Raw genomic sequence first — 16,783 nt, 5'->3', positions numbered from 1 at the left:
TCTCTAAAATAACTGATTAAAGCTTTGAATTACCAAGGTAATCTTCCTTGATATCTCGTTCCCTGTCGTTCCCTTTCTGTTTCTAAGCGATGCTTTAATAAAATATATATCTCTTGAGCAAGGGTTTCAAGATTTTCGGCAAAGTTCTCGGCATTATAACTATGATTGTTTTGACTGGTATTAACTGAAACTTGAGCTTCTGGCAAAGTATCAGATGTAAGTTCGCGTTGAATTGTATTAGATCGAGTATTTGTAATTTTGTTGGGATTTCCTTTTTGTAATCCTGTTGGGGTTAAGTATAAGTCTTGATCATTATCGCTAGGAGGACTATCAGCCGATCGCTGAATGGTTGTTTGATTGCTAGTAGAACTTGTGGAAGGACTTGAGGGACTTGCGAGTGGACTGCGATCGCTAGTACTAGACGTTTGTTTGTTAAGTGAGCTTGTGGATGAACTAGCCTTTGGTGGTGGTGGTAAGTTCGCTAACAATTCTGATATGTTTGCCCAACCCGTAGAATTTGTCTGACTATTGCTACTGTCAGCGTTTTTGTCTTGCATAGGTTGGATCGTTTTAGCAAAGTTGTTTAAACTATTGGGCAAGCTATTTTGAGTAGATCGATCTTGTCGATCTGTTGGCGATCGCTGTACTGTTTGTGATGTTATGGGGCTAGGAATCTGGAGTGATGGCAGTAACGAAAAGTTACCTAGGTAATCAGTATGAGCAAGATTTTCAATGGTTTTGGGAAGCTGCAAATCTTTGGTATTACTAGGATCGGCTAACATTTGAAGGATTGTTTGATTGGTGTTTTGCTCTACAGAAGTTTGGTTATTGGTGGTATTTTCTTTTTCCTGATCGTTTTTTTTCTGGATTTGTTGTTGGTTCTCATGGTCTAGGTTCTCAGATGTCTGAGAACTTACTTCAGTCTCTAGGGCAACTAAATCAGTATCTCTTTGGATGATATTAGGACGATCAACTGTTAAGGTGCTGTCTACATTACTTGATTCTGAATAATCTAAATTTCTTTGAACTGGTTGAATACGATCAACTTGAGAGATATTATCTATTGTAGAATCAACAATTTCTCTTTGCAATTTACTCTGAGCGTCATTAGTTATAGAAGATTGTGTAGTATCAATAACTGATAAATCAGATTCTCTTTGGATAACGGAATTGTTTTGATAAACGTTATCTACTGTTGAAATATCAGGGTCAAATTGTCTTTGGATTGCTTCGTTTTGAGGAGAACTTGTAATATCATTTTTAATAACAGTTGCCCCATTAGATTCTCGTTGAGGAGTGTAATTGCTCTGAGAAATATCTGTCATTGAAACATCAGATTGTCTCTGTATTGCATCAACAGATGAATCAGTAGATGAATCAGTTTTTTGTGTTTGTTGAGTAAGATCTCCTTGAGTAATATCATCTACTGCAATGCTTGATAGTCTCTGTATTTCATTGGTTGGGGACGACTGTGTAATATCAACAGGCGATAGATCGGAAGCAATATCTATATCTACGGGAATGTCAGCATCACCAAATCTCTGAATTTGTTGTGATTCTCTATTTATAGAAATATTAGATGTTGATAAATCAGGCTTTGTTTGAATTTGTTGCGGGTGATCTCTCTCAGCTCGACTATCTAAAACAGGAGATTCATCAGATTGTCTCTGGATACCATCAACTTGAGGTGGTTGTGTACTATCAGCAGGTGGTAAATCAGAGTTGTTTTGAATTGTTAGGCGATCGCTTTGAGCAATCCTATCTACATCTGAAATGTTAGGTTGTCTCTGTATTTCACTAGCCTGTGAGTCTTGCTTAACATCTAACGCAGATATAGCTGGTTCACTTGAAATATTGCGATCGCTTTGGGAAGTATTATCTACTAAAGATTCTCTTTGAATTGATTGAGCAGAATTACTTGTAAGAGTTCTATCAGCAATAGATAAATTAGTTGGCTGTGTTTGTGGAGCAAGATTTCCTTGAGAAATTATTTCAGCAGCATCTACTGGAAGATTAGATGTTTCTTGGTTGTCAGTAGTTTGAGATGATTGGGGACTATCAATATTATTGAATAGGTCAGCCTCTCTCTGGATATTTTGCTCAGTTGGGCAAGTATTATCTGCCAACACAATATCAGGCTGTCTCTGGGGTATATCAGATTGGAATTGTGTAAGCTCAACTGGAGATGAGTTGGTTTTTCTATGGATGTTTTCAGAATTAATGTCTACATCAGAAATGTCAGCATCAACAAATCTTTGGATTTGTTGTGATTCTCTATTTATAGAAATATCAGCAGTTGATAAATCAGATTTTGTTTGTTGTCTGCTGTTATCTTCTGAAAGGCTATTTAAAGGTGATTCAATAGCTGTGGCAATTTGCTGGGTGTTACTAGAAGCATCACTATTCGAGTTAGATAAATCAGATGTTCGTTGAATTTGTTGAGTGTGATTATCTCCAACAATATTATTGTCTACTGTAGAAATATCAGATTGTCTCTGTAGTTCATCAGACCGAGTGTTTTGCTGAATGTCCAAATTAGAGTCCACATTAGAAAAATTAATCTGAAGTGGCTGAACAATATTTTCGCCAGCGTTACTATCAGAAATAGACGGATCAGTTTGCTTTATTTGTTGAGAAATATCTCCCTCAGTAAGACCATTTAATGACACATCAGATTGTCTCTGTATATCATTACTTTGTGGCGATTGTGTAATATCAACATTATTGAATAAGTCAGATTCTCTCTGAACAGTGCGATCGCCTTGAGAAATAGTATCTACAGCAGAAATATCAGATTCTTGTTGTAGGGTATCAGAGATACTACCTACAGGAGAAATGTCAGCATCAACAAATCTTTGAATTTGTTGTGAATCTCTGTTTGTGGAAATATCAGAGTTAGATAAATCAGATTTTGTTTGAATTTGTTGTGTGCGATTGTCTCCAGAACTACTATTGTCTACTGTAGAAATATCAGGTGTAGAAATATCAGGTTGTCTCTGGATATTCTCAACTTGAGAAATTTGTGTACTATCAGCAGATGACAAATCAGACTCTCTTTGAATAGGGCGATCGCTTTCGGCAATACTATTCACCTCTAAAGTGTCAGGTTGTCTCTGTATTTCATCAGTATGGAGAATCTGCATACTGTCAATAGGAGATAATTCTGATGCTTTTTGAATGGTGCGATCGCTTTGAATAGGACTATCTAGTAAATTAAGATCAGGTTGTCTCTGGACTTCATTGATTTGAGCATCTTCGCTAATATAAGGAGGAGACAAATCAACTTCTCTCTGAATTTGTTGGATATCGTTACTTGCAGTAGCATTATCAGTAATCAATGCATCAGTTTGTTGTATTTGTTGAGCAGGAGATTCTTGATTAATGCCATTGACCGAGGCATCAGCTTTCCTCTGTATATAATCAGTTTGGGCAGATCGAGGAACATCATCATCTGATATATTAAATTCTTTCTGAATAGTATGATTGCCTTGAGAAATGTTGTCTACTGTCGAAACATCATCAGTTCGTGGAGTTTGGGTAAGATCAGGAGACAAATTAGATTTTCGTTGAATATCTCCAGAGATACTATCTACTGTAGAAATATCAGCATCACCAAATCTTTGTTGTGGTGAATTTCTGTTGCTAGAACTATCAGAAGTGGATATATCAGGTTTTGTTTGAATTAGTTGAGGGCGATCGCTTTCAGAAAGACTATCTAAAACGGGAGATTCAGATTGTTGCTGTAAAGGATCGGGTTGAGAAACTTGTGTAATATCTTTAGCTAATGAATTAGATGCTTGCTGAATAGTGCGATCGCCTTGAAAAGGACTATCTATTGGGTTAAGCTCAGTTTGTTTTTGGACTTCATTCATCTGAGCATTTCGCTTAATATCAACAGGAGTTAAATCTGGTTCTCGTTGAATAGTATTGCTTTGAGAAGTACTTTCTATGGCTGCAACATCAAATTGTTGTAGGTGATCAGTTTGGGGTGCTTGTGCAATATCAACGTTATTGAATAGATCAGGCTCTCTCTGAATAGTGCGATCATCTTGATCAATATTATCTAAAACAGGAGATTCAGAAATTTTTGAAATTGCTTGAATATTGTTATTTGTAGAAGTGCTATCAGGAACAGATAGAGCAGGTTGTCTTTGAATTGGTTGAGTGCGATCGCTTTCAGAGATATTATTGTCCACTGAAACATCAGGCTGTCTCTGGATTTCATCAGTCGGTGGCATTGCTCTATCAACAGGAGAGAAGTCAGAAGGAGCCAAGTCAGATTTCCGTTGAATGGGGAGAACGCCTTCAGGGGCATTTTTTAAGATCCTAGATTCCAAAGGGCTTTGAATTTGCTGAGAGTTATTGCTTGTAGAAGAACTATCCGAGATAGATAAATCCGCAATATTAGTCTGATCAGCTTGTCTCTGGACACTAGTAGTCGGAGGTAATTGACTAATATCAATATTTGACAGAGTAGATGATTGCTGAATAGAGCGATCGCTTTCAGACGCTATTGGAGTTTCAGAGGACTTTTGAATTGATTGATTGCTGTCGATTGCAGCCGTACTATCTACCGTAGAAATGTCAGTTTGTCTTTGGATTTCATCAGTCTGAGCAAGCTGTGTAGGATCAATAGTAGTTAATTCAAATTCTCGTTGAATAGGGCGATCGCTTTCGATAAAATTATTCGTAATAGAAGATTCAGAAGATCTTTGAATTGGCTGAATATTGCTGGTTGTAGAATTGCTGCTATCTATGGAACTATCAGCATTAGCAAGATCAGACTGTCTTTGAATTTGTGGAGTGTAGCCTCCTTGAGAAATACGATCAACATCAGTTTGTCTATGTACTTCATCAGATTGTGTAATATCGTTAACTGTTCCTAAAGGTTCTCTTTGAAGAGTGCGATCGCCTTGAGAAATATCATCCACTGAAATATTAGATTGTGTTCTTATCGCGTCAGTTTGAAGAGATTGGGTAATATCAGTAGCTGATAAATTAGGTTTTCGCTGAATAGCAGGATTAATTTCAGGAAGAGTATTCTCATTAGAGATACTAGATTGTTTCTGTAAAGGATCTGATTGAGAAGATTGTGTATTATCGACACTAGATAAACTAGGTTCTCGCTGAATAGTGCGATCGCTTTCAGAAACACGATCTAAAACAGGAGATTCAGCAAATCTTTGAACCTGTTGAGTGTTATTACTTACAACAGTATTCTCAGAGTTAGACAAATCAGTTTGTCCTTGAATTTGTTGAGTGAGATCAACTTGAGAAATACTATCTACTGAAGAAATATCAGGTTGTCTCTGTATTTCATCTGTTGGTGGATTCTGTATTCTATCGACAGAAGATAAATCAGGTTCTCGCTGAATAGTGCGATCGCTTTCAGCAATATTTTCTAAAATACCAGATTCAGAAGATCTTTGAATTGGCTGAGTATTTTTGCCTGTAGAAATTCTACTATCAGAGATAGACAAGTCAGGCTGTCTTTGGATTGGCTGAGTAAGATCTACTTGAGAAATATTATTTACAGGATTATTTATAGGCGCAGTATTAGTTTGTTGCTGTAAAGCATCAGCTTGAGGAACTTGTGAAGCTTGAGGAATATTATCGTTATCAATAAGATTAGATGCTCTTTGAATAGTGCGATCGCCTGCCAAAGAATCACTAACTTTGTTAATGCCTGTATCTGGTAAATTAGAATTTAATTGAATTTGTGGATTTTGAATATTGGTTGTAGAACTATCAGAAGTTCTTGGGATTTTCTCAAAGTGATCGCCCTGAGAAATATTATCTGCGACAGGAGATCTTTGTATTTGTTGGAAATTATCACTGGTTAAATTGACAACAGGATTAGGCAAATCAATTTCCGAATAGTTTTGCTGAAGGTCTTCGCTCTGAGTAATATTGTCTACATTAGAAATCTCAGACTGTCTTTGTAATACATCAGTTTGAGGAGATTGAGTAGTATCAACCGCAAATAAATTAGATTCTGTTTGATTAGAGCGATCGCCTTCTAAAAGATTATTATTTGCAAAAGCTAAATTAGCTTTATCTGTCTGCCTTTGAACTGACTTATTTGGATTACTTTGATTACTTTGCTCAATACTTGTTTCTAAAACAGGCGAATTAGAATTTAATGGTAGTTGTGAATTTTGGGTATTTGCTGAAGAACGATCAGAAGTTCTTTGAATTTGCTCAGGGCGATCGCTGTTTGAATTAGTACTGTCAATAATCGACAAATCATCAGATCTTTGAATATCTATATTTTCTGATGTGTCAGCATCTAAACTTGGCTGAAAATCATAATTGGGAGAGGGATTTGCACTCAATTCTTGACTGGATAAATTCAGTGGAGAACTAAGAGGCTGCGCTTGAGAAGAACCAACAGTTTTCCTTTGAATTGAAGTGCTTTTAGGAGAATCAATTGGCGATCGCTCAGTTTGTACTTGCCTCTGTGGATTATTTTTAGAAGCAATAGTTTTTGTTTGGATATTAGGTTGATTTGTAGCTTGACTATCAACCCTACTTAGAGAATCTGATTGTAAAGGTTGATCAAAAAAAGGAGAATCATTAAAGGTATTATTCAGTTGCTCAAAATCATTTTCAGCCGCCAAATTATCAGGATTGACTAAAGAGATTGCCCCCAAAGGATAGATAAATTTTAGTTGTAAAAACGACTGCCCAAGAGATGGCGGCACAAGCAGAGGCGTATAATTGCCTAATGGAAGATCTTCAGGTATATCTCCATCTTTATTTGCCTCAAAAGGGATTTCGATATTTTCAGTCATGGTCTAAGAACTAGGGAAAGAACCACTTGCAGAATTTCTTGTAACTACTGTCGCCGCTCCACCGCCCTCAAAAGATACGGTTAAACCTTCGATCGCCAACTTTAGTTCTTCAATAGCAACAGAATTGCCGTCCGCCTGAAGTGATGGAGCAGTCCAGCCAACAGGAACTGCACCAATCAATGTCCAGCATTGTCTTGTCTCACCAGCTTGATTGAAAAGTAAAATTCGGATATTTCTTCTACGGTTAGTTGTTGCCGTAAACCATCTCCAGAAACTTAAGTCATTTGTTACTCCATGCTTAAGTGTTACTTCCGTAAAAGAAGTCTGTTTTAGCAATATTCTCTTTTGATCGTTGACTCCTCCTTCAAAAAATTTATCTGTATCAACGCTTGCGCTTAATCCAGAACATTCCGTGAACCCTGCAACAATTGTTGCGGTTGGCAACATTTCCACATAAAAATGATTGGTTGTAACGTATGATTCGGCTCTAGCAAACCTACTACTGTTCGTCATAATCTTCCCTCATAATTTCTACCAACGCGTTCTTTTTGTTGTCGTAATTCATTTGTGAGCAGTTCATAAACCCGATCGCTAAGTAGTCTGATTTGCAAGGGTTCATTTAAAACTTTGGCAGCAAACTTAGCAAGTTCGGCTTCTTCTTTGGGCTGGTCAGAATGTTGTCCCATCAACGACTTACCATGTATATGTAAACGTATAACCAAGCGTATATCACATCCAGTTTACATTATACATTGGTTGCCAACTGTACTAAGTAGCTAGGCATAAGTAAACTAAAAACATAGAAAGCTGTCCCGCCCTCGTAGCGGGCGGGACAGCTTTCTATGTTTTTAGTTTACGGTGATCAACTTACAGCGCTTTGCGCTCAAACCCAAACCAAGAAAAAATTTGAAAGCGTTGCGAAGCAACGCTTTCAAATTTTTTCTTGTGGCTCATGATACTTCTGGGCTTTGGTGCTAATACAAAATAAAAAAGCGAGTGACGATGATTCGTGTCATCACTTGCTTTTTTATTTTTATTTGATTGGAAATTTTAGAGGGATTAGCCCAGTTTGCTTCAGTAAATTTTGGGCTTCCTCGGTTCGCATGATCGAGACAAAACGCTCAGCGATCGGTAGTCGGCGGTTATCGCGGGTATAAACTACCGAAATGGGATAGGTAAGGGGATAGCTTTGATTGATAAAAGCATTGTAGTTTTGAGTATAACTACCTTTTTCATTGCAAAGATCAGCATTGGGTGTAATAGCCGAACCATTTGTCCAGACTAAAGGTGCGACGAATGAGCGATAGTCATCAGCGATCGCAAGGGGATAGACCGAGCATTGCCCAAAAACCTGACTAATTGAGCCAAAGGAAATACTGCCAATATTGCGATCCTCAAAGTCTTGAATTACCTGTCGCAGTGAATCAAAAATAGACAAAGAAGTAATACCGTTATTTCCATCTTGGACAAGCTGTCGAAAAGCTGCGATCGCAGCTTCATCCTTTAGTACGCGTTTCTCAAAAATTCTGATTGATTCATTATCTAGGGGCATGTAGAGTTTTACTGGCAAGTTAGGTCCTCCCAACTGTCGCCAATTAATGATTTCCCCAGTGTAAAGTTGACGTAATTGGGCGAAGGTGATTTTACCTTGCAGAGCAGTTGGTAAGCTGTTATTGCGTTGGGCATAACTAAAAGCGACAAACACCGTTAAGCCATCGTAAGCAATATCTTGAGTTATAAAGCTACCACCAAGACTATCAGGCAAACTAGAAATAGCAAAATCAGCTTGGTTAGATTGTAACTGGGCGATCGGAAATCGATTAGAAGTCTTATCGATAATCTTATCAACACTCTTATCAACCGTTACGGGCAGATAGTTAAGCTGTAATTTTGGCTGACGTTTTTGCAATTCCTCTTCGAGAGTGGAACCCTTAGCAATCAAATTATTTTGTAAAAGTGTGTAATTCCAAGTGCCATTCTTATCAGCAGTGTAGGTGAAATTACCTTCAGGAATATCAGATATTTGATTAATACAGCAAGGAAAATTGAGATTGGCGGCTTTGGGTGGTTGAGTCAACCAGAAATATAGCAAGAAAAGCAGTAGAAATAATAGAATTACCCCGATCGCGATCGCAATTACTTTTTTGGTAAGCCACCCCCACCAATTCTTTTTAACTGGCGCAACTTCCTCTTGGTCAATAAATTCTAATAGAGCCTCGCGCTCAATAGGTATCCGCAATAATGCTCGCCTTGCTACTTCTGCACTGTTATAACTAGTTTCGCCAAAACCGATTAAGTTTTGAATAAATTTTTTCAGTCCCAGATTAACCTTATCACCCCAATGATTTATGTCATGGGGATTTAAACAAGTACGATTTTCTAAATCGATGACACCGCCTTTTAAGAGATAGAAAGCGATATAGCCCAAGTCTTCCAAATCGCGATTGATAGAATAGGCAGGTGTTTGCACATCGGGTGGATAAAAGCGATCTTCCCAAAGTGCCATATCATTGAGATAGACTGTAAATCCCTGAAAATCTGGTCGGATTGCAATACTATAAAAAGTTAGATTCCCGTGAGGCAAGTCTGAAGTCACCACCCCCGAACGCAATCGATATTTTTGTGAATGTAATGACTCAAGGGTTTGTAAAGCTTGATTGAGAAAAGATTTGACCTGCCAATTACTCATCGCACCATGGATAGCCAAATATTCCGCTAGGGCGATCGCTTCGTCATTTTTTTGCAGAATCACATAACATCTCTCTTCACGAGCATCCGCGATCGCCTCTATTGGGGCAATCAACCGAGAGTCTTGCCGCCTGCCATCTGAGAGTTTTAACTCTGACGAAGTTTCAAAGTTACGTTTGCAAGCTCTGGTTTCCTGCTCGTTAAAATATTTTTTGGGAATTACATATTCTTTCAATAAAAAGGATTCCCCATCGGTTAGGTTGGTCGCCCTATAGATGCGCCCAGTTCCGCGAATGCCGATATATTCATCGACTTCATAAACCCCACTCCTACCACGAATCTTCACTTGAGGTGGCAAGCTGGCTGGAAACTGACATTTTTTGCAATATTTATTATTAGGATTATCGGTGACGGTTTCGTGAGGATATTCACACCGAAATGGATTTGATTCTTGGCATTGATAGCGCAGAAATTGCGGCTTGATTTGCCAAATCGTTCCTACCCTTTGATCGACGGCAATTTCTTTTAAAACTTCTTTTGCTTCAATTTTTTCAGGTAACCCTATACCTTTAAAAGAAGTAATTGAAGGTGGCTCAATGCCCAAATCATCTTTAAGAAAAGGAATTAGAAATCGTAAGGGTGTAGGAACTGTCTTGTTTAAAAATTCAACAAACTTATTACCAATCAGCCCATCAATGGTGCCAAGAAACTGCCCCCAAACGTCAGTAATGCGTTTCCAGAATTTTTGCCAAATATTTGGAGCTTTCCTTGCCATAGATTGCTTGCCTTATTCTTGCTAGACTATTATCGATTACATAGGTGTGATTTGTGGCAAAGTTTGCATTGTTTATACATTCTTGTCCAAAGCATGTCTCACCACTTTACTCCTAAGCAAGGTTATGGCAAGAGAGCAAGTGGCTCGTCTCTATCGAGCCGCCAAAACAGATTCACTCCTCAAAGCAAAGCTAAATCAAGCGCCTGATCTTGAAAGTTTTGTAGAAATGGCAAAAGCTGAAGGGTATGACTTCACAATCGAAGAATGGCAACAGATGACCAACTTTGAGGTCGAAGAATTAAAATGTGATCTTTCAGAAATCCCCGGTATTTAGCTTATAGCGCGTTGCGATCATAGGTATAGAGGGGGCGCGAAGCTCCCCCTCTATAGGCTATGGCTTTACTGGCTTAGGTTTTAAACGCTCGATCGCGATCGCCTTATTGATCGTGGCTTGAGTTTGACTAGGATTAAGTTTAAGGGCTTGCTCAAAGGCAACCAGCGCATCTGCATTACTATTTAACGCCAGTAAAGCCAATCCTCGACCAGTCCAATAGTCTGAATTTTTGACATCGATCGCGATCGCCCGACTATAGGCATTAGCTGCTTCAGCATTGCGTCCAAGCGACATCAGCGCCAAGCCACGATTAAACCAAGCTGTGTCTGATTTAGGGTTTACCCCTAATGCTTGTTGGCTCGCCATGAGTGACTCTTGGAACCGATTTAGCCGCCATAGTAATGCTGATTTATTTGTCCAGATATCAGCAAGGAAAATTCTATTGCCAATATTGGCATCTCCTTCGATCGCTTTGTCATAGGCTTTTAAGGCTTCTTCGGTGCGTCCTAGTGATGTCAAAATGCGTCCATGATTAAACCAAGCTGTGGATGAATTTTGATTGAGGGCGATCGCTTGATTGGTTGACGAAAGTGCTAATTCAAAACGTCCCAACGACCAAAGAGTGGCGGCTCGATTACCCCAAAAACTAGCTTGGCTGGGCTGAAGCGCGATCGCCCGATTTGCGGAAGCAAGCGCCTCTTCATACTTACCTAAACCATTAAGGGCATTAGCTCGCTGATCCCAAGCCCAAGCAGGACCCAGATAGTCCCACTGTTGATCACCTTCTTGCAGTGCTGAGTTACAGGCTGCTAGAGCCTCTTTGTATTGGCGGAGTTGGTTGAGTGCTGCACAGGAATTTGCCAAGGCGAGGGAATATTTCTCTTTTGCTTTAAGCGCCCACTCTTGAGAAGCTAAAGCCTCGGCATAACGCCCCAATCTCCATAAAATCATCCCCTGCTCAGCCCAAGCCTGAGCATTGGTTGGCTCGATCGCTACAGCTTTATCGTAGGAAAAAAGAGCTTCATCAAAGCGTTTTAACTGATTCTGGACTTTCCCCTTAGTTTTCCATGCGATCGCAGGTGTCGCCTTGCCCCAGTTAGCATTTACCTTAATCGCGCGATCGCAGTCTTGGATCGCATCGGCAGCCCGATCAAGGGATACAAAAATATCGCAACGTTCGGTTAGGGCAAGGGAATAATTAGGATTTGAGCGAATTGCTAGTTCGAGGGATTCCAAAGCCTCGGCAAGTTTTCCCGCCCGTTTTAACAACGCCCCTTGGATATACCACACCATTGCGGGTGAGGCATCAGCCCAGTTTTGATCCAGACGCAGAGCCAACTCACAGGAGGCGATCGCATCTTCATAGCGTTCTAACTCATTCAAAGCGCCACAGCGTTTGGCTAAGGCTCCTGAATTATCTGGTTGCAACTTAATAAAGCGATCGTAGGACACGACTGCTTCGGTATACATCGCTAAACCAACCATCGCATCGCCACGTTCTAGCCAAGCGATCGGCTCATTAGTATTTAGAGTGATCGCCTGATTGCAAGCCTCAACCGCCTCCTTATATTTACGCGACTTGACCAATGAGCTACAAAGTGAAGCCCAATAGTCAAAATCCTGTAACTTTTCTTGGGCGATCGCCATTGGTACAGATACAGAGGCGATCGGCAAGTTTAGCAGCACAATCATGAGCAACCAAAAGCGTTTACCTTGCTTGACTGACTGAAAGAAAGAACGCAAAATCACTGGCACTCCCAAGTTTTCAAGCTAGAAAAAGTTGTCATAATAGGCGTGACAACTTTTCATATCCACATTAATTTATCATCATATTTTCGATGGATGCTACTACTTGATCTGAGTCTAAAAATATGAAAATGAGCATTGTTCCTAAAGCGTTGTTTTCGGTGTTTTTTACAATGATGGCGATCGCGTTGCCCTCGTCTGCTTTGGCTGATCCTAGTAGCGATCGTATCCAAGCAACTAATCGTCAACGTCTGATTGAAACTAATCGCTGTCAGGGTTGCAATTTACAAAATACAGATTTGAATGGGCTGAAATTGATTGGGGCAGATTTAAATAAAGCTAATCTTCAAGGGGCAAACCTGCGTAGTGTTGATCTCAGGGGGGCTAATTTACAGGGCGCAAATCTTACCTATGCTGACCTTAGTTATGCTGATTTGCGGCTTGCTAACTTCGGTCAGGCAAATTTACAGGGTGCAAACCTTAGCAATACACATTTGCTCGAAGCGTCTTTCAGGCAAAGTAACCTTCAAGAGTCGAACCTTACCGATACTTACGCTGATGGCAATGTTGATCCCTTTACTTCAGTCCGTCAATTTGTCGATCTTGAAGGTGCAAATTTACTCAAAGCAAATTTGACAAACGCCAAGCTAGGTTTTGCCAATCTTGAAGGGGCTAATCTCAGCGAAGTAAATTTAGTTGATGCTTATCTCGAAAATGCTTCATTAATCAATACCAATTTAACAAAGGTAAAGTTATGTAACACGACCCTGCAAGATGGGGCAGTAAACAATCAAAATTGTCAGTAAATGAATTAGTAAATTAAAGTTGAAATTTTTTAATTGCGAATATGCATCTCAATCCAAATATGCGAGAATATTTGCAAGTAATTAAATATGGCTTTACAGAAAGCAAATTTTGAGGTTAATGACATGAAGCGCACCTACGAGAAAAAGCCTGCTCAACTTGTAACTTCTGTAAAACCTACAACTCTAAATTTGCAAACTAGAGGCTTTGCAGTATCTCAGCCAGAGTTAGATGAAGCTGTTTTGAGCCAATCCAAAGGAACTTCGTCCGAAAATTTATTAGAAAAACTAATCTCTACACCAACATCTGAATCTGCTGCACCAATCCAGAGAAAGTCTCAGAATCGTTTAAAGGCTTTGAGAATGCCAGTTCAGGCAAAGCTGAGTATTGGTGAGCCAAATGACAAGTATGAAAAGGAAGCAGATGACACAGCATCAAAAGTAGTTCAACAAATTAACTCATCACCGCAGAATAAATCTGTCCAACGAGAGGAATCGATGGAAGAAGAAGACGAAGCACTTCAAATGAAGCCTATCTCTAATATCCAACGAGAGGAATCAATGGAAGAAGAGGATGAGGAACTTCAAATGAAATCTTTGGTGCAGAGACGTGAAAATCTTGGTGGGAGAGAAGCATCACTAGATTTAGAGTCATCAATTCAGAGTGCGCGGGGTAGTGGGCAGTCTCTAGACAATGGTCTACAAGCAAAGATGGGTCAAGCGATGGGAGCAGATTTTAGTGGCGTAAAAGTGCATACAGATTCGCAGTCTGATCAACTCAATAAATCGATACAAGCAAAAGCATTTACAACAGGTCAAGATGTTTTCTTCCGTCAAGGGGCATATGATCCAAGTAGTCAAGGTGGTCAGGAGTTAATTGCCCATGAGTTAACCCACGTGGTACAGCAGAATGCTAATACGGTTCAGCCAAGGCGCAATAAGATCGCTCGTAAATTTCACTCTAGTGGAAGTCAGAATATTCAGCGCTTAACATTTGAGGGTACAGATTGGGACAGCGCAACTAGTGTAAAAGTAAGTGATGGCGGCTCTTTAGGCGTGGTAATAGTTAATGATACAAGCGCCGATCCACCAGTTATTGCAAAGCCTGGAGAAGCTATTAGTTCCGAATTACTAGCTTATACACAGCTACATAACACTATTTTGTCAGGAACAAAAGCTGAAGCTCCAAAAGTTAGAGTTGCAGACGGTAATGAAATGAATCTGCTAGGCCAAAAAATGAAACAGTTGTTGCCTGTTGAAGAAGAGCGTACACCAAGACAAAAGAGGGCAATTAATAACTTGGAAGCAGGTGGGAAGATGGGAGTTTATAGTGCAGCTAAGGGAGAAGATTTTATAAAAATTGTTAGGGAGGGTGTTACAGAGGATCCTACTAAAGGAAAGAAGAAGCATACAAAAACTAAACGTGGTAAGGAGGTAATGCGTAATTCATCCCCAATCAATATGTTTACTGATTCAACAGTTATAAAAACTATGGGTATGGGCGTGGTTGGAGATATTCTTACTGGAAATTTTGATAGATGGCTAGGACTCTATAACCCTGAAAACTTTATGGTAGATGTTGTTAGCAAGTCAATATCCATGATTGATTTGATTCATAATAATGGGTTGTCAGGGATTGACGACCAGTCTCTACAAGGCTGGAAACAAAGTAAACATGTAAAGAATCTAGCGGAGCAAAAGTATAGTGCTATAGCAAATGACGTTTGTGAATCTGTATTTGGTGATATGGCTGGTATGCATACAGATGCTCCTCCAAAAGAGCGAGCAACCATTCTTAAGTATATAAATTCTAAAAAACCTTCTTTCAAGAAATCATTGATTAGTGGATTGAAAGTGGGTAGATCAAGAGCAATTACTGGCCTCAGAAAAATGGATAAAACTTTCCAAAATGTAGATTTTGGAGACCAAAAAGATAATGTTTATGAACATATGCGTGCAAAACTTGCGTTCCTAGAAAATGGGGGGGAATAGTGATGAATAGCTGAAGCTCTACAGATATGCTTAAAATTATTTATGTATTTAGTATGGATTCTTAAAGCTATCTATACAACAACGATCCAGATACATTTCATATTTATGTTTTAACAAACTTGAGTATTGTTGAGCTTATTAGGATATGGATTACAAAAATAAAGTCTTACCTCTCAATCCATCTATAGCAAAACCCGTAGCTATAAATCTGCAAACTAGACCATTTTCTAAATCTGAAGATCAAGAGGAAGATCCATTCCATAATCACAATAATTCGATAATCGAAACCCAGAAATTTTCCGATAATTTAATGGGGAAGCTGATTTCTATGCCTACGACTGAATCCGCTACGCCAATTCAAAGGAAGCCAGAAAATCGCCTTAAAGCGATGAGAGCGCAGAAAATGGCAATCCAAACAAAGCTAAATATTGGTGAACCAGAAAGCAAGTATGAAAAAGAAGCTGATGAAACTGCGGCTAATGTTGTTCAACAAATTAACTCAGCAACTAATTTATCCCTACAACCTCAAGGGGTTCGGCAGAATACAGGAGATGTACAGCAGTTATCCACAATTAACAATTCACAGGATAAAACAATAACAAATCGCCAATACGCAAATATAGAAAAAGTTTCATCTACAGGAGAAGAATCGATCCAAAGATTGGCTCTTCAATATGGAAGTTCACCACCGATTCCAGAAGATGCAAAGAAGCTTGCAGCGCATCAAGACAATACAAGAGTTGCAAAAATAGACGTTCAGCAGATATCTGGAGATGGCAGTATCAACATTTCGGGTCAGGTATACAAAGATATGGCTGATAGTGAAGAGATATTTTTAGTTGCACATGGGCGACCACCTCTTGGCGATCAACCTGCAATGCTGGAGTCTGGTGATGGCTCATCACTCAACGGTTCTAATGTAGCAGGAATTTTTAACACAATCCGAAGCGGACTCAAAGGAGAAAACAAGAGTTTAGGAGAATTTAAGATAGAAGCTTGTATGTCGTCACTAAGTAGGAAAACTAAAGGTGGAAAATTTGGTGGTTATTTCGTTAAAGAAAAACCATCATTACTTGATGACACCAAAAACAGCCTCAAGAAAACATATAAGGTAAAAGACCTCGAACTCAAAGGCAATTTGGGATTCTCTGCTGGATCGGAGCTGGAGGATGGTGTGCAAAATACAACTCCAGAAGGAACAGAAATTGGCTTACTCGATCCTCTAACCGCAGGCATTCGTGATGCGGGGGACAATTCAGATAAGGCGGCTCCTATGATCGCAGATGCATTGAATATAGTATCTAAACAAAAGAATCTACTGAATGAGGCTGATAAAATAAAAAACCTCCAACTCAAAGATCTTCATGGACATAAAAGTACTGTAGATTTTCTATCGAAGTCTTTTGCAGCGTTTAAGACAAATAATCCACCTGATTACACATTGGAAAGTGTTCTTACGATCCTTGTTGGGTACATAAAGAGTCAAGCCCAATAATCATGGAGTTTGTAGGAATAAAACTCTATCTGAGATCTTGCACCATTCCTAAAAGAGTTAAGTGGGAATGGGTTTGAGAATAATTTCAAAGCCATGACGAGCAGCAATATCGGCACTAATTTGAAGATACCTGAGAAGTTTCAACCAAAGGACAGA

General features: G+C 39.3%; 9 protein-coding genes. 4 read left to right on the top strand and 5 right to left on the bottom strand.

Features of this window, described 5'->3' with window-relative positions; all coding sequences use genetic code 11:
* Window positions 1–29: 29 nt before the first annotated feature.
* The 4 genes from VB775_RS13005 to VB775_RS12990 form a co-directional block, all read right to left on the bottom strand.
* Window positions 30–6,794 (bottom strand): hypothetical protein, encoded by a 6,765-nt coding sequence (locus VB775_RS13005; protein ID WP_281007416.1) that lies wholly within the window; start codon window positions 6,792–6,794, stop codon window positions 30–32.
* Between the two features lie 3 nt (window positions 6,795–6,797).
* On the bottom strand, window positions 6,798–7,307 hold the full coding sequence (locus tag VB775_RS13000) for a phage tail protein (protein WP_281007417.1): 510 nt from the start codon (window positions 7,305–7,307) through the stop codon (window positions 6,798–6,800).
* Window positions 7,304–7,480, bottom strand: a complete 177-nt coding sequence (locus VB775_RS12995; RefSeq protein WP_323216821.1) for a hypothetical protein — start codon at window positions 7,478–7,480, stop codon at window positions 7,304–7,306. The genes VB775_RS13000 and VB775_RS12995 overlap by 4 nt, the downstream gene beginning before the upstream one ends.
* Before the next feature lie 347 nt (window positions 7,481–7,827).
* Window positions 7,828–10,257, bottom strand: coding sequence for a PstS family phosphate ABC transporter substrate-binding protein (locus VB775_RS12990; RefSeq protein WP_281007419.1), 2,430 nt, complete (start codon window positions 10,255–10,257; stop codon window positions 7,828–7,830).
* 124 nt (window positions 10,258–10,381) lie between these two features.
* On the opposite strand from VB775_RS12990, the gene VB775_RS12985 reads away from it, so the two are divergent.
* On the top strand, window positions 10,382–10,591 hold the full coding sequence (locus VB775_RS12985) for a Nif11-like leader peptide family natural product precursor (RefSeq protein ID WP_281007420.1): 210 nt from the start codon (window positions 10,382–10,384) through the stop codon (window positions 10,589–10,591).
* A 57-nt stretch (window positions 10,592–10,648) separates the two neighbouring features.
* On the opposite strand, the gene VB775_RS12980 is transcribed toward VB775_RS12985, so the two are convergent.
* Window positions 10,649–12,346, bottom strand: coding sequence for a tetratricopeptide repeat protein (locus tag VB775_RS12980; protein WP_281007421.1), 1,698 nt, complete (start codon window positions 12,344–12,346; stop codon window positions 10,649–10,651).
* Window positions 12,347–12,462: 116 nt separating this feature from the next.
* Between VB775_RS12980 and VB775_RS12975 the strand changes: the two genes are divergently transcribed.
* The 3 genes from VB775_RS12975 to VB775_RS12965 all read left to right on the top strand — a co-directional run bounded on the left by VB775_RS12975 (window position 12,463) and on the right by VB775_RS12965 (window position 16,627).
* Window positions 12,463–13,143, top strand: a complete 681-nt coding sequence (locus VB775_RS12975) for a pentapeptide repeat-containing protein (protein WP_281007422.1) — start codon at window positions 12,463–12,465, stop codon at window positions 13,141–13,143.
* Window positions 13,144–13,230: 87 nt separating this feature from the next.
* Window positions 13,231–15,132 (top strand): DUF4157 domain-containing protein, encoded by a 1,902-nt coding sequence (locus tag VB775_RS12970; protein ID WP_281007423.1) that lies wholly within the window; start codon window positions 13,231–13,233, stop codon window positions 15,130–15,132.
* Window positions 15,133–15,277: 145 nt separating this feature from the next.
* On the top strand, window positions 15,278–16,627 hold the full coding sequence (locus tag VB775_RS12965; protein ID WP_281007424.1) for a hypothetical protein: 1,350 nt from the start codon (window positions 15,278–15,280) through the stop codon (window positions 16,625–16,627).
* Window positions 16,628–16,783: the final 156 nt, after the last annotated feature.

The organism is Pseudanabaena sp. CCNP1317 (assembly GCF_034931345.1).
Lineage (GTDB): Bacteria > Cyanobacteriota > Cyanobacteriia > Pseudanabaenales > Pseudanabaenaceae > Pseudanabaena > Pseudanabaena galeata.
This window is presented reverse-complemented; position numbering and strand designations above follow the sequence as displayed.

Excerpts from the sequence above, each read along its gene's own strand:
- VB775_RS13005 (WP_281007416.1), bottom strand. The coding sequence starts at position 6,794 with ATGACTGAAAATATCGAAATCCCTTTTGAGGCAAATAAAGATGGAGAT.
- VB775_RS12965 (WP_281007424.1), top strand. The coding sequence starts at position 15,278 with ATGGATTACAAAAATAAAGTCTTACCTCTCAATCCATCTATAGCAAAA.
- VB775_RS12990 (WP_281007419.1), bottom strand. The coding sequence starts at position 10,257 with ATGGCAAGGAAAGCTCCAAATATTTGGCAAAAATTCTGGAAACGCATT.
- VB775_RS13000 (WP_281007417.1), bottom strand. The coding sequence starts at position 7,307 with ATGACGAACAGTAGTAGGTTTGCTAGAGCCGAATCATACGTTACAACC.
- VB775_RS12970 (WP_281007423.1), top strand. The coding sequence starts at position 13,231 with ATGGCTTTACAGAAAGCAAATTTTGAGGTTAATGACATGAAGCGCACC.
- VB775_RS12985 (WP_281007420.1), top strand. The coding sequence starts at position 10,382 with ATGGCAAGAGAGCAAGTGGCTCGTCTCTATCGAGCCGCCAAAACAGAT.
- VB775_RS12995 (WP_323216821.1), bottom strand. The coding sequence starts at position 7,480 with ATGGGACAACATTCTGACCAGCCCAAAGAAGAAGCCGAACTTGCTAAG.
- VB775_RS12975 (WP_281007422.1), top strand. The coding sequence starts at position 12,463 with ATGAAAATGAGCATTGTTCCTAAAGCGTTGTTTTCGGTGTTTTTTACA.